This is a genomic window from Kribbella sp. NPDC051137 (genome assembly GCF_040682535.1).
Classification (GTDB): Bacteria; Actinomycetota; Actinomycetes; order Propionibacteriales; family Kribbellaceae; genus Kribbella; species Kribbella karoonensis.
On record NZ_JBFBBI010000011.1, the window covers coordinates 1 to 19,280 of the forward strand.

The window sequence follows — 19,280 nt, forward strand, 5'->3', positions numbered from 1 at the left end:
AACCCACCGGCAGACCACCCGGCCCCGTCCCCAAAAAGAACAGGTGAACCCACGAATCGTGGGTTCACCTGTCGCCGATGTCTTGAGACATCACAGAGAGCCGGTGAGGGGATTCGAACCCCTAACCCCCGCTTTACCGCGCCAGGTCTGTCGACGGTTCGCATGAGTGGTCAAATGTTGCCGTTGACCTGCTCGCTCTCCAACACAGAGTACTTACTGTGAAGCACTGTTCCTCAGCTCATCCCGTTCATTCCGGTGAGTAAAACAGTGAGTTGACGACGCCGTCGGCCGGGATCTCTGGCGACAACGCCGGCCGAGAGACTCTTGGTCGGAATGGCGACCTACCGTGCGCCAGCGGTACCCCGGCACCACGATCGGCAATTGACTGCCGACATCGGTACTTGACTGCCGGCGTGGACATGGCCGACCCACTCAGCACGGTGGTTCAGACCGTCGACGGCCCGGTGCTCGCCGCACTCGCCCGCACACGAAGCGACAGAGGCGTGTGGCCAACCGCGACGAGCGGCGACTCGACACGAGGTCGCAGCCCTGGACGACCGCGGACTCGTGCGCCGACAGGCCGGACGAGCGCATGTGCTTCATCACGGCTTCGCTCCTGACTGGAGAACTCGGTCAATACCGCGCGCCGGGATCTCGGTGACCATCTCTGCGCCGGCCAGGATCTGGCACGAGCCTGGCCGCCCGATTCTTCTGCCCTTCTCGTGCCGATCACCGGCGAACCTGGCAGTCGGCGGGAATCTTGCCGCGTCCGCGGCGGTCCACTTCATCGGGCGTAGTAGCGACCTGTCTGCGGAGGCACATCTTGAGCAACGCCGATATCGTCATCGCCGCGTTGCGCACCGGGTTCGACCGGCTCGCCGAGTTCGTCCGGAAGTTCGACGACGAAGCCCTGGCCGGTCCGTCAGCAGCGAGCGAGTGGGACATCGCGACCGTGCTGAGTCACCTCGGCAGCGGCGCGGAGATCATGACCAACACGATCCAGCTCGCGCTCGACGGCAAGACGGCTGAGAGCGACTTCAACCAGAAGGTGTGGGCGCGCTGTGGCGACCGTGGCACGCCTGCGGCTCAGCGAGCTCACGTACCACTCCTGGGACGTGCGCAGCGCCGCGGATCCGACGGCGACCCTCGACGCCGAAGCCGTACGGCACATGCTCGACATCGCTACGAGCAATCTGGGCTGGATCACCAGACCGGCCAACCTGAACGGCCAGGAGGCCACGCTGACGGTCGCCACGACCAACCCGGCGACGCAATTCGCGCTGCGGCTGGCCGACCCGGTCAGCATCGACCGAACTCCGGCAGAACAGCCCGACGGTTCACTGACGCTGCCCGCCGAAGCCTGGCTACGGCTGGTCGCGGGCCGCCTCGACGCGGACCACACCCCGGACTCGGCCGACCTGACCGGCCCGATCACCTGGCGCACTCTGCGCGCGGCCTTCCCTGGCTACTGAAGCACCTGCGGTGCCCGAGCCTCGAATCGGCGGTGCGCCTACCGATGTTGCGCCGTAACGCGGGATCGGCTGCGGACGATCGTCGCCTGGCGTGCGTTCCGGATCACTCGCGAAATGGGACTTGCATCCGGTACCCGGGTAAAGGCTTACCGTCGAAGGTGAGCGCACAGACCATTCCCAACGGACCGCCCGGGGACAGCTGGGTCTCGCCGTCGTGCACGTTGCCGACCGTCGAGCAGCCGCTGCGGGTCGCCGAGTTCGACGACCTCCTCGGCACCGCACTGCGAGGAATCGAGCGGCCGGCGCCGACCCTCCCTTGGATTGCTACTGGATAAGGGCTCCCGAACGATCGCGCAGGACATCACGACTCGCGAGACCAGCTGCTGCTCGTTCTGACGTCGAGTCGCCGCGACCGGCTGGTTCTCCTGATCACCGGTGAATTCGATGAACGGGCTTGCGTGCCGGTCCTGAGCCGGACGGAGAGCCAGTCCGGTGGGTCATCTCGCTCCTGGTGTTGCCTGGACCGCGGCGAGCGGCTCCAGATCCGTCACGGCGGTGCGCAGTCGCTCCAGGGCTGTCGTGGTGTCGATCCCGGTGGCCGCCGATGCGGGTGCCGGCTGCCCGCGACCAGGTGCCTGCGAGAGGGGCGAGGGAGCTCTGGCGAGGACGTCGAGGTCGCGAGAGAGGGCCTCGATCTGAGCGCAGGCGTCTGCGCGCTCGTCGATGCTCCACAGCGGCGCGAGGGCGGTGAGCGCGGCGATCTGAGCTCTCGCGCTCGTCACGGTGTGGACGGCAGGGTCGAGCGCGTCGTTGCCCCCGCGGCCGTGCCGGTCGCGGGGCTCATGGCGAGCGCTACCGGCTGCGGCAGCGAACTCCAGCCCGGTCAGCCGCGCGCGGACGTCCGCTTGGGCGACGGCAAGTCGGTGCGTCTCATCATCGGCGGCCCACAGCAGCACCAGTGCGTCGATGTGCCGAGCGGTCGCCTGTGCCCACTCCCGCAGCCGCTCGGTGAGCAGGCGGCGCTGCCACGTGGGCGCGATGAGATAGGCAGCGAACGCGAGCAAACAGCCGATCACGGTGTCGAGACGGCGGGTGGTCGCCCCCAGCGGGCCAGGGGTCAGCGAGGCGATCCACGCGACGACCCAAAACATGGTGTAAGGCTGGCCGCAACTACGGAACGCGAGGTAGCCGTCGAAGAGCAGCAGCAGCACCACGGCGTGCAGCACCGGGATCCCGGGCAGGAAGGACAGCGCCACACCGAGGGCCGCGCCGGCGACGGTACCGATCGTACGGCCGATACCGCGGGCGAACGTGGAGCCGTAGTCGGGGAACACGATCAGCGCCGCGGCGACGACGGCCCAGAAGCCGTGCCCGGCGAGGAACGCCCCGGGTCCGAGCCACCGGCCGACGGACATTCCTACGACCTGGGCGATGACGCAAACGATCGCCAGTCGCACCGCGTGGCGCAAGATCGGGGACCCGGGCCGCAGCTCGCCGCGGATCAGTTCGACCGGGCCCGGTACTCGCCGCTGATCCGAAGCATCAGGGACGTCCCCGCCTGCGGCGATCCGAGTGACCGCGTCCACCGTGCGCGACAGGGCCGATTGGAGGGCGTCTCCCGGCTCAGGTGGCCATGAGGCGGCGACAAGAGAGCTTCCGGTGCGGGGCCTCAGGACCGCGGCGGCGATGGCCGTCAACTGTGCGCCGGCGGCTTCGTTCCAGCGGATCGACGTGTCGTCGGCGCGGTTGTCGAGTGCGCGCATCTGCTGGGCGATCTGCTCGCCGCGCGCAACGAGTTGTGCGAGCCGGTCCAGCTCGCGGTGCCGGTGACGCCGCAGCAGCGCCAGGCTCCGCTCGGCCGTGAGCAGGGCGGAGTCCTGCGACTGCCCCGCGGCGATGGCCCGATACAGGCTTGCGACAGTGCAGGTGCCAGCCCCGAAACGCGCAGGCCCCGATCCCGAGCCCGACGCCGATCATCAGCACGCTCGCCGCCCACGGGTACGGTTGCGCGCACTCGACGAGCAGAACGAGCAGCCCGGTTCCCGCAACCACCGAGACGGCGAGCCGCCGGCTGTAGAGCGAGGCGAGCACGCCGGGGACGACGCCGGCGAAGACATACGCGAGCCCGCCGGAGAACGGGGTGAATGCGAGCGCGAGCGCAGGCGCTCCGACCACCGCGACCACAAGGACCAGCAGTACGGGCGAGCCGATGAACCTCAGCGCGCGGCGGACCGAGGATCCTGAACCATTCTTCTCGGGCACGTGCCTCGGGTCCTCTCCTCGGATGTCGTGATCCTCCGGAGGCCGAGGCTCGGAGATTTGGTTGCCGTCTGCTACCAGATGAGCCGGTCGCCGTCCGTGCCGGGCTTGTTCACACCCAGATTCTGCCGCACGTGCTTCGCCGGGTGCGCGACGATGTCGGCCACGAGCGCGGCGACGCTCTTGCGCGACACCGTGGTGCCCTTGAAGGGCTCGTCGCGCTGCGTGGTCTCGTAGGAGACCTCGTCGGCGTCGGAGAGCCATGCCGGCCGCAGCACGGTGTAGTCCAGGGACGATGCCTCGATCGTGTCAGAGGCGGCTGCGTACGTGTCCAGGGTGGACGCACCGATGGTGGCACGGTTCCAGCGCCCGAACTCGCCCGGCACTTCCTGGTAGATGCCCAGCGCGGTCACGAAGATGAGGCGTTTCACGCCCACGGCCTCCATGACGTCGACGATGGCCTTGGCCTGCTCGGCGATGTCGCCGGCGAGGTTCGCGTAGACGATGTCCTGCCCACGCACCGCTTCCGCGAGTGCTGCGCGGTCGTCGGCGCTGCCCTCGATCACCCTCGCGCCCTCGGGCACGTTGGCGATGCGGTGCTTGTTCCGGGCGAACAGCGTGAGTGTTGCCCCTTGGGCGGCGAGCATGTCGATGGCCCAGGCGGCAATCTGCCCGGACGCGCCGAGCACAAGAACATTGGTCATGATGACCCCTTTCGAAGACGCGGCGGGCGGTGCATCGGGGCCGCCGTGTGCGGCGGCGACCCCGACGACCTCAAGCCAGCAGGTTTACAGGTTCTCGGTGAAGAACGGGGCGAGCTTGGCCATCGCCTGCGCGACGGGCTCGTCCTTGTCGTACAGGTCGTAGTGCGACCAGCCCTTGATCACGGCGAGCTCCTTCTTCTCCGAGCGGGCGCGGCGTACGATCTCATGACCGTCACGGTACGCACCGAAGCCGCCGGGAATATCGCCGACGATCACCAGCAGCGGCTGTGTCAGCAGCTCCTCGGCGAGGTGGAACGCGTCCCAGCCGTAGGCGACGCCCATGTGCGAGCGCAGCGTGCGGTTCGTGCCGTTCGGCTTCGCGCCACGGTCCGTCTTGTAGTACTCGGTCGCACCCAGGATGTCGACGTCGGTGATGCCCCACTCCTTGGCCTGCTCGACCGACTCCGGGAGTCCGCCGTCGACCTGCCAGTCCGCGCCGCGGGCCTCGGCGGTGCGCTGCGCGCCGATCTCCTCGAGCTTCGCGATCACGGCCTCGGCCGACCCCTCGGCCTCACGCAGTACACGCCCGTAGTTCGCGCCCGTGATCGTGGCGACGGCCTTGTAGCGGCGCTCGGTCAAGACGGTGTTGATGGCGTACCCGCCACCACCGCACATGCCGATCAGGCCGATGCGATCCGCATCCACATACGGGAGGGTGGCGAGGTAATCGGCCACGTGGCGGAAGTCCTCCACACGCAGCGACGGATCCTCGATGGCGCGCGGCTCGCCGCCGGACCCGCCCTGGAAGGACGCGTCGAACGCGAGGGTCACAAAGCCCTGCTCGGCGAGTTGCGCGGAGTAGATCTCACCGGAGGTCTGTTCCTTGCACGACCCGATGGGGTGGGCGATGACAATGGTCGGGTACTGCTTGGTCTGGTCGAAGTTCGGCGGGAAGTAGATGTCAGCCGCGATGTCCCAGGACATGGCGCGGTTCTTGATCTTGACATGCTCGATGTTCGGCATCGTGTGCTCCTGCAGAATGCGTTCTCATTGGTGGTCTCACTGCGCACTTTCGGGTGCGCGGGCTCTGATCAGCTTCGGCGCTGTGCTCCTGCCGACGTCTTCAACGCTACGAACCTCGCGTTGCTCGAGGAACGTGCCGCTGGCCCACCCCTAGCGCTGCGAGGTCTCGTCGCCGTGCCCCAGATCGACCGGCTCCGGGTCGACGCAGGCCTTGACCGCCGGTGTGCTCCAGCTGCCCAGCAGCCCCAACGCCTCCTGGGCTGGCGAGCCCGGCTCAGGGAGAAACGTCACCATCTGCAGTCCCGGAGCACCGGGCAACTGCAGCGCCTCGTAGTTGAGAACGACCTCGCCGACCAGCGGATGGTGGATGCGCTTCTTCCCGCGCCGGTGAGCGGAGACGTCGTGGTCCGCCCACATCGAGCGGAATTCCCGGCTCAGGGTGGACAGCTGTCCGATCAGCTCGACGAACGCCTTCGTGTGCGGCTCGCGAACCAACTCTGTCTGCAGGGTCGCCACCGCGTCCTCCGCGACCGAATCCCAGTCGGGGAACGTCTCTCGGCTGTGCTCGTCGAGGAACAGGTACCGGGCCAGATTCGGCACGCCTTTGCCCGTGTGCCGGTCGTAGATCTCCGCGTACAGCGCACGGCCCAACCGATTCGTGGCCAGCAGATCGAGGCGTCCGGTCTGGATCGAGGCCGGCAGCCCCGGCATCGCGTCGATCAACTGCTGCACGTTCGCATGCACCTTGCTCGCCGGCTGTGGCCGGCGAGTCCTCGACCCAGCGGCGCGGCAGAGGTCCAGCAGGTGCTGGCGCTCCACGTCGTCGAGGCGCAGCGCCGAGGCGATCGCATGCAGTACCTCCTCCGAGGCGCGGGCGATATCACCACGCTCGATCTGGGCGTAGTACTCCGTGCTCACCCCGGCGAGTACCGCAACTTCCTCGCGGCGCAGGCCGGCGACGCGGCGCTTACCGCCGCCCGGCGGCAGCCCTGCATCCTCCGGAGTGACCTTGGCCCGCCGGGTCATCAAGAACTCCCTGACCTGTTTCGCGACATCCATGAATCAAGACTAGGAAGCCGGGGTAGTGGAAGGCACGTGCCGGCAGCCCACCCCTGGAGTCGGCGAGCCCGTGTCTGTCGTTCGAGGGCCTTAAGCTCCTGCCGGAAGATCTTCCCCGTGCCCTAGGTCTCGATCACCACATCCACGCCGCGACCACCAGTGAGGTCAGCAACCACATTGGGCACGGCCGCCTCGGCCGGGTTCACGATCTCGTCAGCCCCCAGTCCCTGCGCGTGCGCCAGTCTCGCCGGCTTGACGACGACCGCGATCATCCGGCCACCCATCGCCGCGGCGAACATCGTGGCAGACAGTCCCACGGGTCCCTGACCGAAGACCGCGATGATGCTGTCGCCGATGTTCCCCAGCCTCTTGATCCCGCCCCATGCAGTCCCGGTGCCGCAACCGATCGTCGCCACGGCACGGTAACGCAGCTCGACCAGCAATCGCACGAGCGGGCGGCGATGGCGATCATGGTCGTGCGCCAGTGCTGCCAGGCTTCCGGGCCGGACGGAGGTGAACCCAGAATTCGAAATCCAGAAATCACCGGCCCAGCTCCGCCTCGCGTCCCCGACCCGAGGGCGGCCGATAAACCTCTCCCTACAACACAATGGTTTGTATATTATACATTTGTCAGCCTGATGGAGAGGGAGTTGACGATGACACCGACGGCACGGCGCCTGCTCTTCGAGACAACCGACCTCGACGCTGCCCGTGACCAGGTGGCCAGAGCCTTCGCCGACCACGATCTGACCGTCCGCGACAGCCGGGCCCTCGACCTCAAACTCGACCTTGCGGTATCGCAGCGCATCGTGGTCGGGCGGATGTCGTACGGCACCGGCATCTTCGACGGCGGCGGGAGTTGGGGCGACCCGTTCGAGCGCGATCCCGAGCGTGTGCTGCGCAACGCTCGGGACGAGTACGTCAGCATCGAAGGAGCCGCGGGTGACTACGGCGTGGTCCTGGTGGAAGACCCCGGGGACGGATCCCGGGGGTCTACCGATCGACGAGACCGCTACCGCCGCGCTGCGGAAGGCAGGCCGACCATGTGCATAGGCATGGCACAGGTCACGACTCTATGGCCGGTCAGGCACCGCCGGTCGCATTGGCGAGGACATCTACACTGCGGAGGTCAAGGCAGTGCTGACCGCCGCGCCGGGAGTCGCCGCCGCCGTGGTCGGCGTGCCGGCTCCGAAGTGACACGAGGTCGGCTGCGCCATTCTGCCGCCGGCCCTCGGCCAACGCTCGAAGCTGACGGGATGGGTAAGGACGTGATCAGCTCGCTGATAGCTGACAGCGAGCTGATTCTGGAGGCGGTGATCGCAGGGTGCCCCGACCTCGGCAGCTACAAGGTGCCCGACCAGGTGATCGTCATCGACGATGTGCGCAAAGGCGCGACCCGCAAGATCAGCAAGGTTGAGCTCCGCGGCGAGCTCTGGCCAGGCCGGGCAAGGTGCGTATGAACCGGCCGGGTGCAGGCGGTCCGCTGGCCGGCGTGCGTGTGGTAGAGCTGGCGGGCATCGGGCCGGCGCCATTTGCCGGTATGTCGCTGGCCGACCTCGGCGCCGACGTCATCAGGGTCGACCGGCCGGTGCCGTCCGAATTGAGTGCGGCGCCGCCCGACCAAGATGTACTCAACCGCGGCAAGCGGTCGGCCGTGCTCGACCTCAAGGATCCAGACGGTACCGCGGCCCTGCTCCGGCTGGTCGAGGATGCGGACGTGCTCCTCGAGGGGTACCGCCCAGGCGTGATGGAACGGCTTGGCGTCGGTCCGAGCGTGGCGCTGAAGCACAACCCTCGCCTGGTCTACGTGCGGCTGACCGGCTGGGGACAGGACGGTCCGCTGTCGGCCACGGCCGGGCATGAGATCAACTATCTGGCGCTGACCGGAGTGCTCGGGGCGACCGGGGCTGCCGGCGCACCGCCGCAGGTGCCGATGCCCCTGATCGGCGACTATGCAGGTGGCGGCGCGTATGCGGTGATCGGTGCCCTGAGCGCGTTGTTCGAAGCGTCCCGGACCGGACGCGGACAGGTCGTGGATGTTGCGATGGTCGACGGCGTCACCCATCTCCTCGCGGCTACGTACTCGATGCTCGGTGCCGGTCGCTGGAACGATGCCCGCGGCACCAACACGCTGGACGGTGCGAGCCCGTTCTATGCCGTTTACGAGACCTCGGACAGGCAGTGGATGTCGGTCGGTGCCCTGGAGAACAAGTTCTTCGCGACGCTGTTGCGCGAGCTCGGAATCGGCAGGAACGAGTTCGACCCCGCCGACCAGAACGACACAGAGCAATGGCCGCGGCTGCGTGAACTACTCGCCGGAGCCTTCCGTACCGGGACCCGCGACGAGTGGGCCCGGCACTTCGCGACCAGTGACGCCTGCGTGGCGCCGGTGCTCGGCCTCCGCGAGGCGGCCGGCCATCCGCATCTGGCCACACGCGGGAGCGTGGTCACCGATGGGTCGTCCATCCAGCCCGGCAAGGCTCCGCGGTTCGTCGGACCGATATCAGGATCGGAGACAGTCCAGCACGGTTGACCCGGCCGGGATCAGCACTCCCCGTGGGTGGCAATCTCGGTGGACAACCCCGACCGAGGTAGTCAGCAAGTCGAGTGTTGGCGGACGCCCGCAGACTCGGCGCACCCGTTCCAGAGCGACAGGCCATCATCGGGGTCGACGATTCCGAGCCCTCGCGCTATCTGGACCCAGCCTTGTCGAGCGCGGGTTCAACGTCGCGTCGGAAGCCGGTTCCATCGTCGGAGACGTGATGCGGGCGGCGGGTAGACGAGGTCAGCTTCCTCACCGGTCACTGAACCGTCGTACTGGATAGTTCCCAGAGCCACCACCTGAGCCCAAAGGCTCCGGAGGACTCCTGGAGCGCTGCTTGTCGACGTCAGCGCAGTCGGTTGTGTCGACTGTTGGGGTCGGTTCCTGGTCTCGGTGACCAGGGGGGATGCCCGGTTGGGTGACCAGCGTTTCGGCCGGGCATCATGATGCTTCTCAGTCCGTGGACGGCTCGCCACACAGACCTGCGGCGTTCTTCGGTTTGGCGCCGGGAGAAGGTTGCTGGCAGCAACCGCGGACATGCGGAGGCCCGGGGCCGGGCTGCGCTGGGTGGGAGCGGGCTGTTACGACTTGCGCTTGGTTACTTCTTCGGTGGCGGTCGGGAGGACCTTGTGGAGGTCGCCCACGACGCCGAAGTCGACCAGTTCGAAGATGGGGGCCTCGGGGTCCTTGTTGACCGCGACGATCGTCTTCGAGGTCTGCATGCCCGCACGGTGCTGGATCGCGCCCGAGATACCCGCCGCGACGTACAACTGCGGCGACACCGTCTTGCCGGTCTGGCCGACCTGGTAGGCGTGCGGATACCAGCCTGAGTCGACCGCGGCGCGGGAGGCGCCGACCGCGGCACCGAGGGAGTCGGCGAAGGCTTCGACGGGACCGAAGTCACCACCGGTACCACGACCACCGGACACGATGATCGCGGCCTCGGTCAGCTCCGGACGGCCGGTCGCCGCGCGCGGCTTCGACTCGGTGATCCGGGCCGTCTTCGCGGCGTCGGAGATCGTCACATCGAACGCCTCCACCTCCGGCGACGTCTCCGCAGCCTCGGGGGTCGCGGCGTTCGGCTTCACGGTGATGATCGGCGTCCCGTGAGTCACCTTCGCCCGCACAGTGAAGTTGCCCGCGAACACCGACTGGGTAGTGACAGGGTCACCATCACCGGCCTGTACGTCGACGGCGTCGGTGATCAGACCCGAGTCCAGCTTGACCGCGAGCCGGGCCGCGATCTCCTTGCCCTCGGCGTTCGACGAGATCAGGATCGCCGACGGCTCGACCTTCGCCGCGATCTGCTGCAGCGCCTCGGCCTTCGGCGCCACCAGGTACTGCGACAGCTCCGGGTCGGACAGCGCGATCACCTTCGTCGCGCCGTACTGCCCCAGCGCCGGCAACGCGGCCTGCGCCTCAGAGCCGATGAACACCGCGACCGGCTCACCGAGCCGGCGGGCGATCGTGAGGAGCTCGGCGGTCGTCTTGCGGACCGCGCCCCCTGGATTGTCCGTGTGGTCAACGAGAACCAGAACCTTCGACATTACGCGCCCCTCAGAGGAACTTGTTCGTGGACAGGAACTCGACGAGCTGCCCGGCACCCGAGCCGTCCTCGTCCGTGACGATCGTGCCGGCAGTGCGCGCCGGACGGGCGGTCACCTCGACCACCTCGGTCCACGCGCTCGAACCGCCCACCTGGCCCAGCTGATCCGGGGTCAGCTCCAGGTCCGCGAGCGACCACGTCTCGACCGGCTTCTTCTTCGCGGCCATGATGCCCTTGAACGACGGGTACCGCGGCTCGTTGGCCTGGTCCGACACCGACAGCACCAGCGGCAGCGTGCCCTCGATCGTCTCGCTCGCGGTGTCGCCGTCGCGGCGGATCCGCACGGTCTGACCGTCCACGGTCACCTCCGAGCCCAGCGTCACCGCCGGCAGCCCGAGCCGCTCCGACACCATCGCCGGCACGACACCCATACCGCCGTCGGTCGACCCCATGCCGAACACGACCAGGTCGGCCTCCAGCTTGGCCAGCGCCTTCGACAGGATCAGCGAGGTGGCGACCGCGTCCGAACCGTGGATCGCGTCGTCGATCACGTGGACACCGGCGTCGGCACCCATCTGCAGGCCCTTCTTCACCGCGTCGGCGGCCTGCTCGGGGCCGACCGTGAGAACGGTCACCTCGGCATCGCCGGCCTCCTTCACGGTCAGCGCGGTCTCGACGGCATACTCGTCCAGCTCGGACAGCAGCCCGTCGACACCGGCACGATCCACCGTGTTGTCCTCCGAGCGGAAGCGGCGGTCCGCAGTAGCATCCGGCACGAACTTCGCGCAGACGACGATCTTCATAGCGTGTGGGACCTTCCCGTTCGACGATGGCAAATATAATATATTCTTGTCTCGAGGAGGTGCAACAGTGACGCCGACCACCATTGCCGCCAACGCGGGCACTCTGCTGTTCGTGCCCGGTGACCGTCCGGATCGGTTCGCCAAGGCCGTCGCTGCGGATCCTGATCTGGTCGTTCTGGATCTCGAGGACGCGGTTCCCGCCGCGCGGAAGGGTGCTGCCAGGGACGAGGTCGTCCGTTGGCTGGCCGGCCATCGCAGGTGTGCAGTCCGGATCAATGCACCAGCGAGTGGGTGGTACGCCGACGACCTGGCGGCGATCGAGCCGTACTCCCCGATCGTGATGCTGCCGAAGGCGGAATCAGCCGAGGCGGTGTCGGAGGTTGGCCGACGGGTTCCCGCGGTGATCGCGCTGGTCGAGACGGCCGAGGGCGTCCTGAACGCACGGGCTGTCGCGGGCGCCACCGCGGTACGGCGACTCGCGTTCGGCAGCTTCGACCTCGCCGCACAACTGGGCATTGATCCCGCGGATCGGGAAGCGCTGGTGGGGGTGCGTACGGCGCTTGTGCTCGCCTCCGCGGCGGCCGGATTGCCGGGTCCCGTCGATGGGGTCACCGCCGACGTGCGCGATTCCGCCAAGGTCGCCGACGATGTGCGCTACGCCCGGCGGCTGGGGTTCGCGGGGAAGCTGTGCATCCATCCGAATCAGCTGTCCGCCGCCAAGGCTTCCTTGCGGCCGACCGCCGCCGAGGTCGAGTGGGCCAGATCAGTCGTCGACGCGCTCGGCCCTTCGGGTATTTCCACCGTGAACGGACAACTCGTCGACAAGCCAGTGATCGATCGCGCCCGCCGCATTCTCCGACAGGGCGCCAACTGAGCCGGGTGCCAGAGCCGTCGTCTCAGGCGTGCGGCGGCAAGAGATCTCGGCAGCCCCTAACGCCAGTAAGTCCGATGTCCGCCGCCGGTGCCATCCGCCGGTGCCATCCGGTCGAGTACGCCAGGGACTGCAGGTGGTCGACGGCCGCATTGACGTCCTCGACACGGGCGACCGGGCCCTCCAGGAAGTGCGGCTCGCCACCGCTCTCACCCTGGTACGACGCGTCGTACGCGAGCGCCACGAAGCCCTGCGCAGCCAGCTTCTCGGCATAGAGCCCCGCCGTTTGCTCCTTCACTCCGCCTCCGGGGTGCACGGTGACGATCGCCGCGCAGCTGCCGTTGGGGTCGAAGTCCGCCGGAAGGTAGAGGTTGCCCGCCATGTTGATCGGGCCGTTGGGAAAGGTGATGGCTTGCACTGTTGTTCGCTTCTGAAATCTTGGTCTCGTTACGGTGACACCAAGGATCCTGCCGACTCGCGGCAGAGCGGAAAAGATCCTCTTGTCAGGGGGTACTGGCAGCACCCCTCACGGTGTCGTCCGCCCACAGACCACGCCGGCGCAGCAGGTCGACGAGATGACCGCTACTGGACAGGATGTGTCCTTCGGTCAGTCTCCGCGCTTCGTGAGGATCGCCGGCCAGCAAGGCATCGAAGATCTTGCGATGGTCGTCGCGAGTGGCTTCCACGTGCCCGTCGATCGTGGCGTAGAACCGGTTCGGCAGATGCTGCACGATCGAGCCGAGAACGAGCGCCAGACGCTGGGATCCACCGGCCAGGTTGATCTGCCGGTGGAACGCGTGCCCGTAGTGCCCGATCCGTTCGTCGTCGCCGGACCCGACTGCCGTCTCGTACTGCACCAAGACCGCCTCCAGTTGGGCCAGCTCCGGCCGTCCGATCCGCCGCGCCGCGCGCGCAGCCAGCTCACCGGCCAGTTTCGCCTGCGCCCAGAAGATGTCGTGGACGTCGCCCGTGCTGAATGTCTCGACCTGAAACCCACGGCGCGGTACCAGCGTCACGAAACCTTCGTTGCGGAGCGCGAGCAGCGCCTCGCGTACCGGCGTGTTGCTGACTCCGACCGCGGTCGCGATCGGCTCCAGGCGGAGGAACTCCCCCGGGCGGACGCCACCGGACAGGATCAGCTCACGGACGTACGCCGCGACGACGTCCGGCAGTCCGGCCGGACCCGGCGAGCGGGCCATCGATCAGCTCCTTCGATTCATCGCAGGGAGTCCGCGAGCGCGAGCACCCCTTCGGCGGTCTTGGCATGCGCGAGGTCGATGTGCTGACCCTCGAAGTCAACCGCTGAACTCCCCCGCGCCTCAGCCTCGCGGTAGGCGTCGATGAGCCGCCGGTAAAAGTCCACGGTCTCGTCCGACGGCGTGAACACCTCGTTCGACGGCGCGACGTGGGACGGGTGGATGACCACCATGCCGCGGTAGCCGAGGCGCCGGTTGTCCTCCGCGAAGCGCCGGAACCCCTCCAGGTCCGCGATGTCCTGCCAGACACCGGCGACCGGATGGTGCAGGCCGTTCGCCCGCGCCGCGAGTACGATCCGGCTCCGTAGATACAGCGTCTCGAGGCCTGCTGGCGTGAACTCGAACCCGAGCTCGCGACCCACGTCCGCGTTCGGCCCGGTGGCACCGAGCAGACTCGCGATCCGCGGCGCGGCGGCCGCGATCTCCTCGCAGTGCGCCATCGACACGGCGGTCTCGTAGCTGATGATCAGCCCGACCGACTCGTGCTCCAGTCCCTCGCGCTCCTCCAGGTGCGACACCACGGCGTCGATCCCGACGACCTCTCGCGCGGTGAACACCTTCGGCAGGAAGAGGCCGGCCAGCCGTGGTACGACGACCTGCTCGAGGTCGGCGCCCTGCAGTCCACTGTCCGCGCTGTTCGGCCGGACCCAGATGTCGGCCCGGACACCGGTCTCGCGCAACCGGCCGATCGTCTCCCGGACGGTCATCCGCGCCGCGTCCTTGTCGGCCGGCGGTACCGAGTCCTCGAGATCGAGGATGAGCGCGTCGGCGCCGGACGCGATGCCCTTCTCCGCCCAGGTCGGCTTGTGCCCCGGCACGAACAGCATCGAACGGTACGGCTTCATCTGCCCCACCTCTCAGTACGAGCGCGGCAGACCGAGGGCCTGCGACGAGATGTAGTTGAGCACCATCTCCTGCGAGAACGGCGCATTGCGAAGCAGCCGGACCTCTCGCCACAACCTCTCCACGTGGTACTCCTTCGCGTAGGCGTAGCCGCCGTGCGTGGACATCGCCCGGTCGCAGGCCTCGAAGCCCGACTCCGCGCCGAGGAACTTGGCCATCGCGGCTTCCTTGCCGCACGGCTGGTGGTTGTCGAACAGCTCCGCCGCGTGCATCGCCGCCAGCCGGGCCGCCTCCAACCGGATCCACGAGTCCGCCAGCGGATGCGCGACGGCCTGGTTCTTCCCGATCGGGCGGTCGAAGACCACCCGCTCCTTCGCGTACTTCGTCGCCAGCTCCAGCGCGGCGAGACCCAGGCCGACGCCTTCGAGACCGACCACGACCCGCTCGGGGTTCAATCCGTCGATCAGGTACCGGAAGCCCTGACCGACCTCGCCCACCACCTCGTGGTCCGCGACTTCCAGGTTGTCGATGAACAGCTCATTGGAATCGATCGCGGCCCGGCCGAGCTTCTCGATCTCGCGCACCGTGATCCGCTCGCGATTCAGATCCGTGAAGAACAACGTCATACCGTCGAGGGGCTTCTCCTCGTTGCGCGGCGAGGTCCTGGCGAGCAGCAGGATCTTGTGCGCGTTCTGCGCGTTGGTGATCCAGACCTTCTGCCCGTTCACGACCCAGCCGCCGTCGACCTTGTCCGCCTTGGTGGTGATCCGCGAGGTGTCGACACCGGCCGTCGGTTCGGTGACGCCGAACGCCATCAGGATCTCGCCGGCCGCCAGCTTGGGCAGCCACTCGCGCTTCATCTCCTCCGAGCCGTACCGGATGATCGGCGCCGGCGGGAACACGTAGAAATGCACGGCCGACCCGCCGCTCATCCCTGCCCCCGACGCGGCGATCTCCTGCATCATCACGCCGCACTCGGCCAGCCCGAGACCGAGTCCGCCGTACTCTTCCGGGATCAGCGCGCCGAGCCAGCCACCGGCTGCGAAGGCTTTGACGAACTCCCACGGGTACGTGTGCGTCTTGTCCTTCTCACGCCAGTAGTCGTAGCCGAACTTCCGTGCGAGTTCCCGCGTCGCCTTCTGGACCACCTCGAGGTCGGTCTCGTCCTGCTGCGTCATCACTGCTCTCCTGTTCCGGTACCGAGGGGGATGTCCTCGAGCGGCGTCGCCGGGTCGAGCGACGACATGTCCCCGACCGGTGACCCGAGATGGCGCGCACGGATCGCGCGGCGCATGATCTTGCCGTTCTTGGTCTTGGGCAACGAGTTGACGACGTACACCGCCGGCGCGAACGAGCGGCCGACATTGGCCTCCGCGGTCGCGACGATGTCGTCGTGGTCGGTGGCGGCGTCCCGCAGTACGGCGAACGCGACGACCCGCTGGCCACGTCGTTCGTCGGGTACGCCGATCACCGCGGCCTCGACGATCCGGGGATCCTTGAGCAGCGCGGTCTCGATCTCCGCGGGCCCGATCCGCCGTCCGGAGACCTTGATGGTGTCGTCGGACCGGCCGTGGATCCGCCAGGTCCCGCGGGCGTCGACGCTCGCCAGGTCACCGTGGTGCCAGATCCCGTCCCAGGTCTTCCAGTACGTCTCCAGGTACCGTTCCTCGTCCTGCCAGAACGCATGCGTCATCCCGGGGAACGTGTTCAGTACGGCGAGTTCCCCGACGTCGCCGACAATCGGTTGCCCGGCCGCATCGAGTACCGCCGCATCGATGCCCGGGAGCGGACCGTTGAACGCGGCGGCCTCCATCGGCAGGAACGGGTACCCGACGAGCAGACCGCCGCCGACCTCGGTCCCGCCGCTGTAGTTGATGATCGGCCGCCGGCTCCCGCCGACCTGTTCGAACAGCCACCACCACGTCGGCTCGTCCCAGGCCTCACCCGTGGACACGAACGCCCGCAGGCTGGACAGGTCGCCGAAGTCCGCGTCGGACGAGTTCGCCGCCACCGCCCGGATCGCGGTCGGTGCGACGCCCTGCAAGGTCACGCGGTTGCGCGTGACGATGTCGAACAGCCGCGTGGGTGACGGGTAGTTCGGCAAGCCTTCGGTGAGGACGATCGTCGCCCCCAACTGCAGGCCGCCCATGATCATCAGCGGCCCGACCAGCCAGCCCATGTCGCTGATCCACGCGATCACGTCGTCGGAGTGGACGTCGAAGCCGTACCCGAAGTCGACCGCCGCCTTGACGCCGAGCCCGCCGTGCGAGTGCACGATGCCTTTCGGCTTGCCCGTCGTACCGGACGTGTAGACGATGCACAGCGGGTCGTTCGACTCGGTGCCGGCCGTCTCGACCGGCCGCGGGTCCGCGTCCAGTTCGTCGTAGTACACGTCCCGGGCGTCGCGCATCGGCACCGGATCGCCGAGGTGGCGGACCACCACGATGTGCCGCAGCCCGGCGTCGGGCCCGAGCGAGTCCGCCGCCTCGTCGGCGGTGGCCTTCAACTCGACCCGCTTGCCCCGCCGGGTGGTTCCGTCGGCGGTGATCATCGCCACCGCCTCGGAGTCCCGCAGCCGCGTCGCGAGCGCGTCGGCGCTGTACCCGGTGAACGCCGGCACCGTGATCGCACCGATCATCGCGCAGGCCAGGAACGCCACAGTGGCTTCCGGTACGACGGGAACGAACAGCACGACCCGGTCGCCTCGGGACACACCGAGCGCCGTCAGGTTTGCCGCGAACCGCCGTACCTCCTGGTCCAGTTCGCGGAAGGTCAGCGACCGGCGCTGGCCGGCGTCTCCCTCGTAGACGACGGCCGCTTTGTCCGCCAGGTGACCGGCGGCGTGCCGATGCGAGCACAGCTCGGCCGCGTTGATCCGCCCGCCCGCGAACCATCGAGGGAACTGCTTCCCCGCACTGTCGTCGAGAACCCGCTCGAACGGTACGTCGAACGCGATGCCGAGGTCTTCGACCACGGCCCGCCAGAACGTCTCCGGGTCGGCGATCGACGCACGGTGCAGAGCCGCCAGATCCGGGTAGCCCCAATTCTTCATTGCCTGGAGCAACCGGCTGCGGTCACGGTCGGCGTTCCCAGGTATCCACGCGGGCCGGACCGGCGCGCCGAAGAGGTCGATATCCATGTCGGCTGCCTACTGCGCGGCCACCGCGACCGGGCGCCTCATCATCAGCCCGGTGCGATGTGCGTCGCAGACGATCTCATCACGCTGGTTGATGCCGAGATGCCGGAAGAACACGATCCCGGAGTCCGTGCGGCTCTTCGACTCACGCTTGCCGGTGATCTCGGTCCGGACGTGGATCGTGTCGCCGTGGAACACCGGTTTCGGGAACTTGATCTCGGAGAAGCCGAGGTTGCCCAGGGTGGTGCCCTGGGTGGTCTCCGGGACGGAGATGCCGCAGATCAGCCCGAGGATGAACAGGCTGTTCACCAACCGCTGCCCGTGGATGCTCTGCGCGGCGTGCTCGGCGTCGAGATGCAACGGTGCCAGGTTCAGCGTCAGCGAGCTGAACAGGACGTTGTCAGTCTCGGTGACGGTCCGCCGGGTGACGTGCTCGATCACCTGCCCCGGCTCGAACTCTTCGAAGTACAGGCCCGCCATCGGACTACCTCCAGCTCTCTCAGTTCCATACATAATATATTATCTATTGGCAAACGCAAGGGGTCCGGACGCCAACGCGGCCCGGTGCTCGGGCGCCGCGACCGCGATCAGCCGCGCGGCCCGCTCGGCGAGCGAGGCGGCCCGCAGGTCCGCGATCCCCCACTCGGTGATCACCAGGTCGATGTCGCTCTTCAGCGACGTGACCGGACCGCTCAGCGCAGGCACGATCCGGCTCTCCCCGCTCGGGTGCGTCGCGGCCAGTGCGACGATCGCCAGTCCGGACGCGCTCTGCCGGGTCGCACGGAAGAAGTCGACCTGCCCACCGACGGCCCCGACATACCGGCCGGCGACGACCTCCGAGTTGATCGCGCCGCTCAGGTCGACCTCGATCGCCGAGTTCACCGCCACGTACGGATCGCAGGCACGCATCGCCACCGGATCCACCAGGTCCTGGGTCGGCGCGAAGCGGACCAGGTCCGAGTCACCGACGAAGTCGTACAGCCGCCGCGTGCCGAGCGCCATCCCGATCACCGAGGTGTCCGGACCCGGCGCCATCGCGCCCGCGGCGTACAGGTCCACCAGCCAGTCACCGACCAGGCCGGAGCGCACCCGCAGGCCACGCCGCGAGTGCAGCTCGCGCGCGACCTCGTCCGCGAGGGCGCTCGCCCCGAGCTGCACGGTCGCGCCGGACGGGATCACCGACGCCACTTGGTGCGCGACGCCGCGTTCGACCGCGTTGGCGGGCCGTGCGGGCGAACCGGCGAGTTCCTCGCTCGACGAGATCTCGGCCGTCACGAGGGCAGCGGGCAGCCGGCGGTCCGAGCGGGTCCGCGGCATGTTCGGGTTGACCTCGACCAGCACCACCCGGGCCCGCTCCGCGGCGATCCCCGCGTAGTCGACAGTCGCGCCGAGGTTGTAGAAGCCCTGGTCGTCCTTCGGCCCGACCTGCAGCAGAACGACGTCGACCGGCAACCGGCCGGACACGATGTTCGGTTCGACGGCGCTCAGGTGCCACGGGAGCACGTCCAGCATCCCCTTGGCAGCCAGCGATCTGAGGGCACCGTGAGCGGCGTACGCCAGGACGCGCGGACCTGCCGGACCGATCTCCTTCCACGCCGGGCTCAACGTGTAGCCGCAGAACGCGGTCAGCCCCTCGACCGACTCCGCGGCCGCGATCAGTTGCCGGACCAGTCCCGGCGGCTCGGCCACCGCCTGACCGATGACGACCAGATCACCAGGCCTGAGATAGCCGGCGATGTCGAACTCCGTCATGCTGCATCTCCCGA

At 68.2% G+C, this 19,280-nt stretch carries 20 protein-coding genes and 1 pseudogene; 7 read left to right on the forward strand and 14 right to left on the reverse strand.

Features of this window, described 5'->3' with window-relative positions; all coding sequences use genetic code 11:
* Positions 1-853: 853 nt before the first annotated feature.
* The 3 genes and pseudogenes from AB0M51_RS41875 to AB0M51_RS41885 form a co-directional block, all read left to right on the forward strand.
* A pseudogene (locus AB0M51_RS41875) lies at positions 854-1,099 on the forward strand (maleylpyruvate isomerase N-terminal domain-containing protein); the annotation flags it as partial.
* A complete protein-coding gene (locus AB0M51_RS41880) occupies positions 1,062-1,472 on the forward strand; it encodes a hypothetical protein (protein WP_363754560.1) in 411 nt (136 codons plus the stop codon). The pseudogene AB0M51_RS41875 and the gene AB0M51_RS41880, both read left to right, overlap by 38 nt.
* Before the next feature lie 158 nt (positions 1,473-1,630).
* A complete protein-coding gene (locus AB0M51_RS41885; RefSeq protein ID WP_363754562.1) occupies positions 1,631-1,807 on the forward strand; it encodes a hypothetical protein in 177 nt (58 codons plus the stop codon).
* 162 nt (positions 1,808-1,969) lie between these two features.
* On the opposite strand, the gene AB0M51_RS41890 is transcribed toward AB0M51_RS41885, so the two are convergent.
* From AB0M51_RS41890 to AB0M51_RS41910, 5 genes are all read right to left on the reverse strand, one after another.
* The gene (locus AB0M51_RS41890; RefSeq protein ID WP_363754462.1) at positions 1,970-2,887 is read right to left on the reverse strand and encodes an FUSC family protein; all 918 of its coding nucleotides are present in this window, start codon (positions 2,885-2,887) and stop codon (positions 1,970-1,972) included.
* A 918-nt stretch (positions 2,888-3,805) separates the two neighbouring features.
* Positions 3,806-4,435, reverse strand: a complete 630-nt coding sequence (locus AB0M51_RS41895; RefSeq protein WP_363754465.1) for an SDR family oxidoreductase — start codon at positions 4,433-4,435, stop codon at positions 3,806-3,808.
* An 84-nt stretch (positions 4,436-4,519) separates the two neighbouring features.
* Positions 4,520-5,458 carry an alpha/beta hydrolase gene (locus tag AB0M51_RS41900; protein ID WP_363754468.1) on the reverse strand — a complete coding sequence of 313 codons (939 nt, stop codon included), beginning with the start codon at positions 5,456-5,458 and terminating at the stop codon, positions 4,520-4,522.
* 150 nt (positions 5,459-5,608) lie between these two features.
* A complete protein-coding gene (locus AB0M51_RS41905) occupies positions 5,609-6,517 on the reverse strand; it encodes a helix-turn-helix transcriptional regulator (protein WP_363754471.1) in 909 nt (302 codons plus the stop codon).
* A gap of 122 nt (positions 6,518-6,639) precedes the next feature.
* The gene (locus tag AB0M51_RS41910; RefSeq protein WP_363754474.1) at positions 6,640-6,960 is read right to left on the reverse strand and encodes a zinc-binding dehydrogenase; all 321 of its coding nucleotides are present in this window, start codon (positions 6,958-6,960) and stop codon (positions 6,640-6,642) included.
* A gap of 213 nt (positions 6,961-7,173) precedes the next feature.
* On the opposite strand from AB0M51_RS41910, the gene AB0M51_RS41915 reads away from it, so the two are divergent.
* The 3 genes from AB0M51_RS41915 to AB0M51_RS41925 all read left to right on the forward strand — a co-directional run bounded on the left by AB0M51_RS41915 (position 7,174) and on the right by AB0M51_RS41925 (position 9,280).
* Positions 7,174-7,977: a hypothetical protein gene (locus tag AB0M51_RS41915; RefSeq protein ID WP_363754477.1), complete on the forward strand. Its 804-nt coding sequence runs from the start codon at positions 7,174-7,176 to the stop codon at positions 7,975-7,977.
* A gap of 32 nt (positions 7,978-8,009) precedes the next feature.
* The gene (locus tag AB0M51_RS41920; RefSeq protein ID WP_363754479.1) at positions 8,010-9,050 is read left to right on the forward strand and encodes a CaiB/BaiF CoA-transferase family protein; all 1,041 of its coding nucleotides are present in this window, start codon (positions 8,010-8,012) and stop codon (positions 9,048-9,050) included.
* Between the two features lie 74 nt (positions 9,051-9,124).
* Positions 9,125-9,280, forward strand: coding sequence for a hypothetical protein (locus AB0M51_RS41925; RefSeq protein ID WP_363754481.1), 156 nt, complete (start codon positions 9,125-9,127; stop codon positions 9,278-9,280).
* A gap of 360 nt (positions 9,281-9,640) precedes the next feature.
* Here AB0M51_RS41925 and AB0M51_RS41930 read toward each other — a convergent pair whose 3' ends face one another.
* Both AB0M51_RS41930 and AB0M51_RS41935 read right to left on the reverse strand, forming a co-directional pair.
* A complete protein-coding gene (locus tag AB0M51_RS41930; protein WP_363754483.1) occupies positions 9,641-10,606 on the reverse strand; it encodes an electron transfer flavoprotein subunit alpha/FixB family protein in 966 nt (321 codons plus the stop codon).
* 10 nt (positions 10,607-10,616) lie between these two features.
* Positions 10,617-11,408 (reverse strand): electron transfer flavoprotein subunit beta/FixA family protein, encoded by a 792-nt coding sequence (locus tag AB0M51_RS41935; protein ID WP_363754485.1) that lies wholly within the window; start codon positions 11,406-11,408, stop codon positions 10,617-10,619.
* Positions 11,409-11,475: 67 nt separating this feature from the next.
* On the opposite strand from AB0M51_RS41935, the gene AB0M51_RS41940 reads away from it, so the two are divergent.
* Positions 11,476-12,282 (forward strand): CoA ester lyase, encoded by an 807-nt coding sequence (locus AB0M51_RS41940; protein ID WP_363754487.1) that lies wholly within the window; start codon positions 11,476-11,478, stop codon positions 12,280-12,282.
* A gap of 22 nt (positions 12,283-12,304) precedes the next feature.
* Here the strand turns inward: AB0M51_RS41940 and AB0M51_RS41945 are convergent, their stop codons facing one another.
* The 7 genes from AB0M51_RS41945 to AB0M51_RS41975 form a co-directional block, all read right to left on the reverse strand.
* A complete protein-coding gene (locus tag AB0M51_RS41945; RefSeq protein ID WP_363754489.1) occupies positions 12,305-12,697 on the reverse strand; it encodes an alpha/beta hydrolase in 393 nt (130 codons plus the stop codon).
* An 85-nt stretch (positions 12,698-12,782) separates the two neighbouring features.
* A complete protein-coding gene (locus tag AB0M51_RS41950; RefSeq protein WP_363754491.1) occupies positions 12,783-13,478 on the reverse strand; it encodes a GntR family transcriptional regulator in 696 nt (231 codons plus the stop codon).
* A 17-nt stretch (positions 13,479-13,495) separates the two neighbouring features.
* A complete protein-coding gene (locus AB0M51_RS41955; protein WP_363754493.1) occupies positions 13,496-14,380 on the reverse strand; it encodes a CoA ester lyase in 885 nt (294 codons plus the stop codon).
* A gap of 12 nt (positions 14,381-14,392) precedes the next feature.
* The gene (locus AB0M51_RS41960; RefSeq protein ID WP_363754495.1) at positions 14,393-15,556 is read right to left on the reverse strand and encodes an acyl-CoA dehydrogenase family protein; all 1,164 of its coding nucleotides are present in this window, start codon (positions 15,554-15,556) and stop codon (positions 14,393-14,395) included.
* A complete protein-coding gene (locus AB0M51_RS41965; RefSeq protein ID WP_363754497.1) occupies positions 15,556-17,517 on the reverse strand; it encodes an AMP-binding protein in 1,962 nt (653 codons plus the stop codon). The genes AB0M51_RS41960 and AB0M51_RS41965 overlap by 1 nt, the downstream gene beginning before the upstream one ends.
* Positions 17,518-17,526: 9 nt before the next feature.
* Positions 17,527-17,994, reverse strand: coding sequence for a MaoC family dehydratase (locus AB0M51_RS41970; protein WP_363754499.1), 468 nt, complete (start codon positions 17,992-17,994; stop codon positions 17,527-17,529).
* A 39-nt stretch (positions 17,995-18,033) separates the two neighbouring features.
* Positions 18,034-19,266, reverse strand: a complete 1,233-nt coding sequence (locus tag AB0M51_RS41975; RefSeq protein ID WP_363754501.1) for an acetyl-CoA hydrolase/transferase C-terminal domain-containing protein — start codon at positions 19,264-19,266, stop codon at positions 18,034-18,036.
* Positions 19,267-19,280: the final 14 nt, after the last annotated feature.

Excerpts from the sequence above, each read along its gene's own strand:
- AB0M51_RS41970 (WP_363754499.1), bottom strand. The coding sequence starts at position 17,994 with ATGGCGGGCCTGTACTTCGAAGAGTTCGAGCCGGGGCAGGTGATCGAG.
- AB0M51_RS41955 (WP_363754493.1), bottom strand. The coding sequence starts at position 14,380 with ATGAAGCCGTACCGTTCGATGCTGTTCGTGCCGGGGCACAAGCCGACC.
- AB0M51_RS41935 (WP_363754485.1), bottom strand. The coding sequence starts at position 11,408 with ATGAAGATCGTCGTCTGCGCGAAGTTCGTGCCGGATGCTACTGCGGAC.
- AB0M51_RS41930 (WP_363754483.1), bottom strand. The coding sequence starts at position 10,606 with ATGTCGAAGGTTCTGGTTCTCGTTGACCACACGGACAATCCAGGGGGC.
- AB0M51_RS41895 (WP_363754465.1), bottom strand. The coding sequence starts at position 4,435 with ATGACCAATGTTCTTGTGCTCGGCGCGTCCGGGCAGATTGCCGCCTGG.
- AB0M51_RS41960 (WP_363754495.1), bottom strand. The coding sequence starts at position 15,556 with ATGACGCAGCAGGACGAGACCGACCTCGAGGTGGTCCAGAAGGCGACG.
- AB0M51_RS41965 (WP_363754497.1), bottom strand. The coding sequence starts at position 17,517 with ATGGATATCGACCTCTTCGGCGCGCCGGTCCGGCCCGCGTGGATACCT.
- AB0M51_RS41975 (WP_363754501.1), bottom strand. The coding sequence starts at position 19,266 with ATGACGGAGTTCGACATCGCCGGCTATCTCAGGCCTGGTGATCTGGTC.
- AB0M51_RS41905 (WP_363754471.1), bottom strand. The coding sequence starts at position 6,517 with ATGGATGTCGCGAAACAGGTCAGGGAGTTCTTGATGACCCGGCGGGCC.
- AB0M51_RS41950 (WP_363754491.1), bottom strand. The coding sequence starts at position 13,478 with ATGGCCCGCTCGCCGGGTCCGGCCGGACTGCCGGACGTCGTCGCGGCG.
- AB0M51_RS41900 (WP_363754468.1), bottom strand. The coding sequence starts at position 5,458 with ATGCCGAACATCGAGCATGTCAAGATCAAGAACCGCGCCATGTCCTGG.
- AB0M51_RS41915 (WP_363754477.1), top strand. The coding sequence starts at position 7,174 with ATGACACCGACGGCACGGCGCCTGCTCTTCGAGACAACCGACCTCGAC.
- AB0M51_RS41890 (WP_363754462.1), bottom strand. The coding sequence starts at position 2,887 with ATGTCCGTCGGCCGGTGGCTCGGACCCGGGGCGTTCCTCGCCGGGCAC.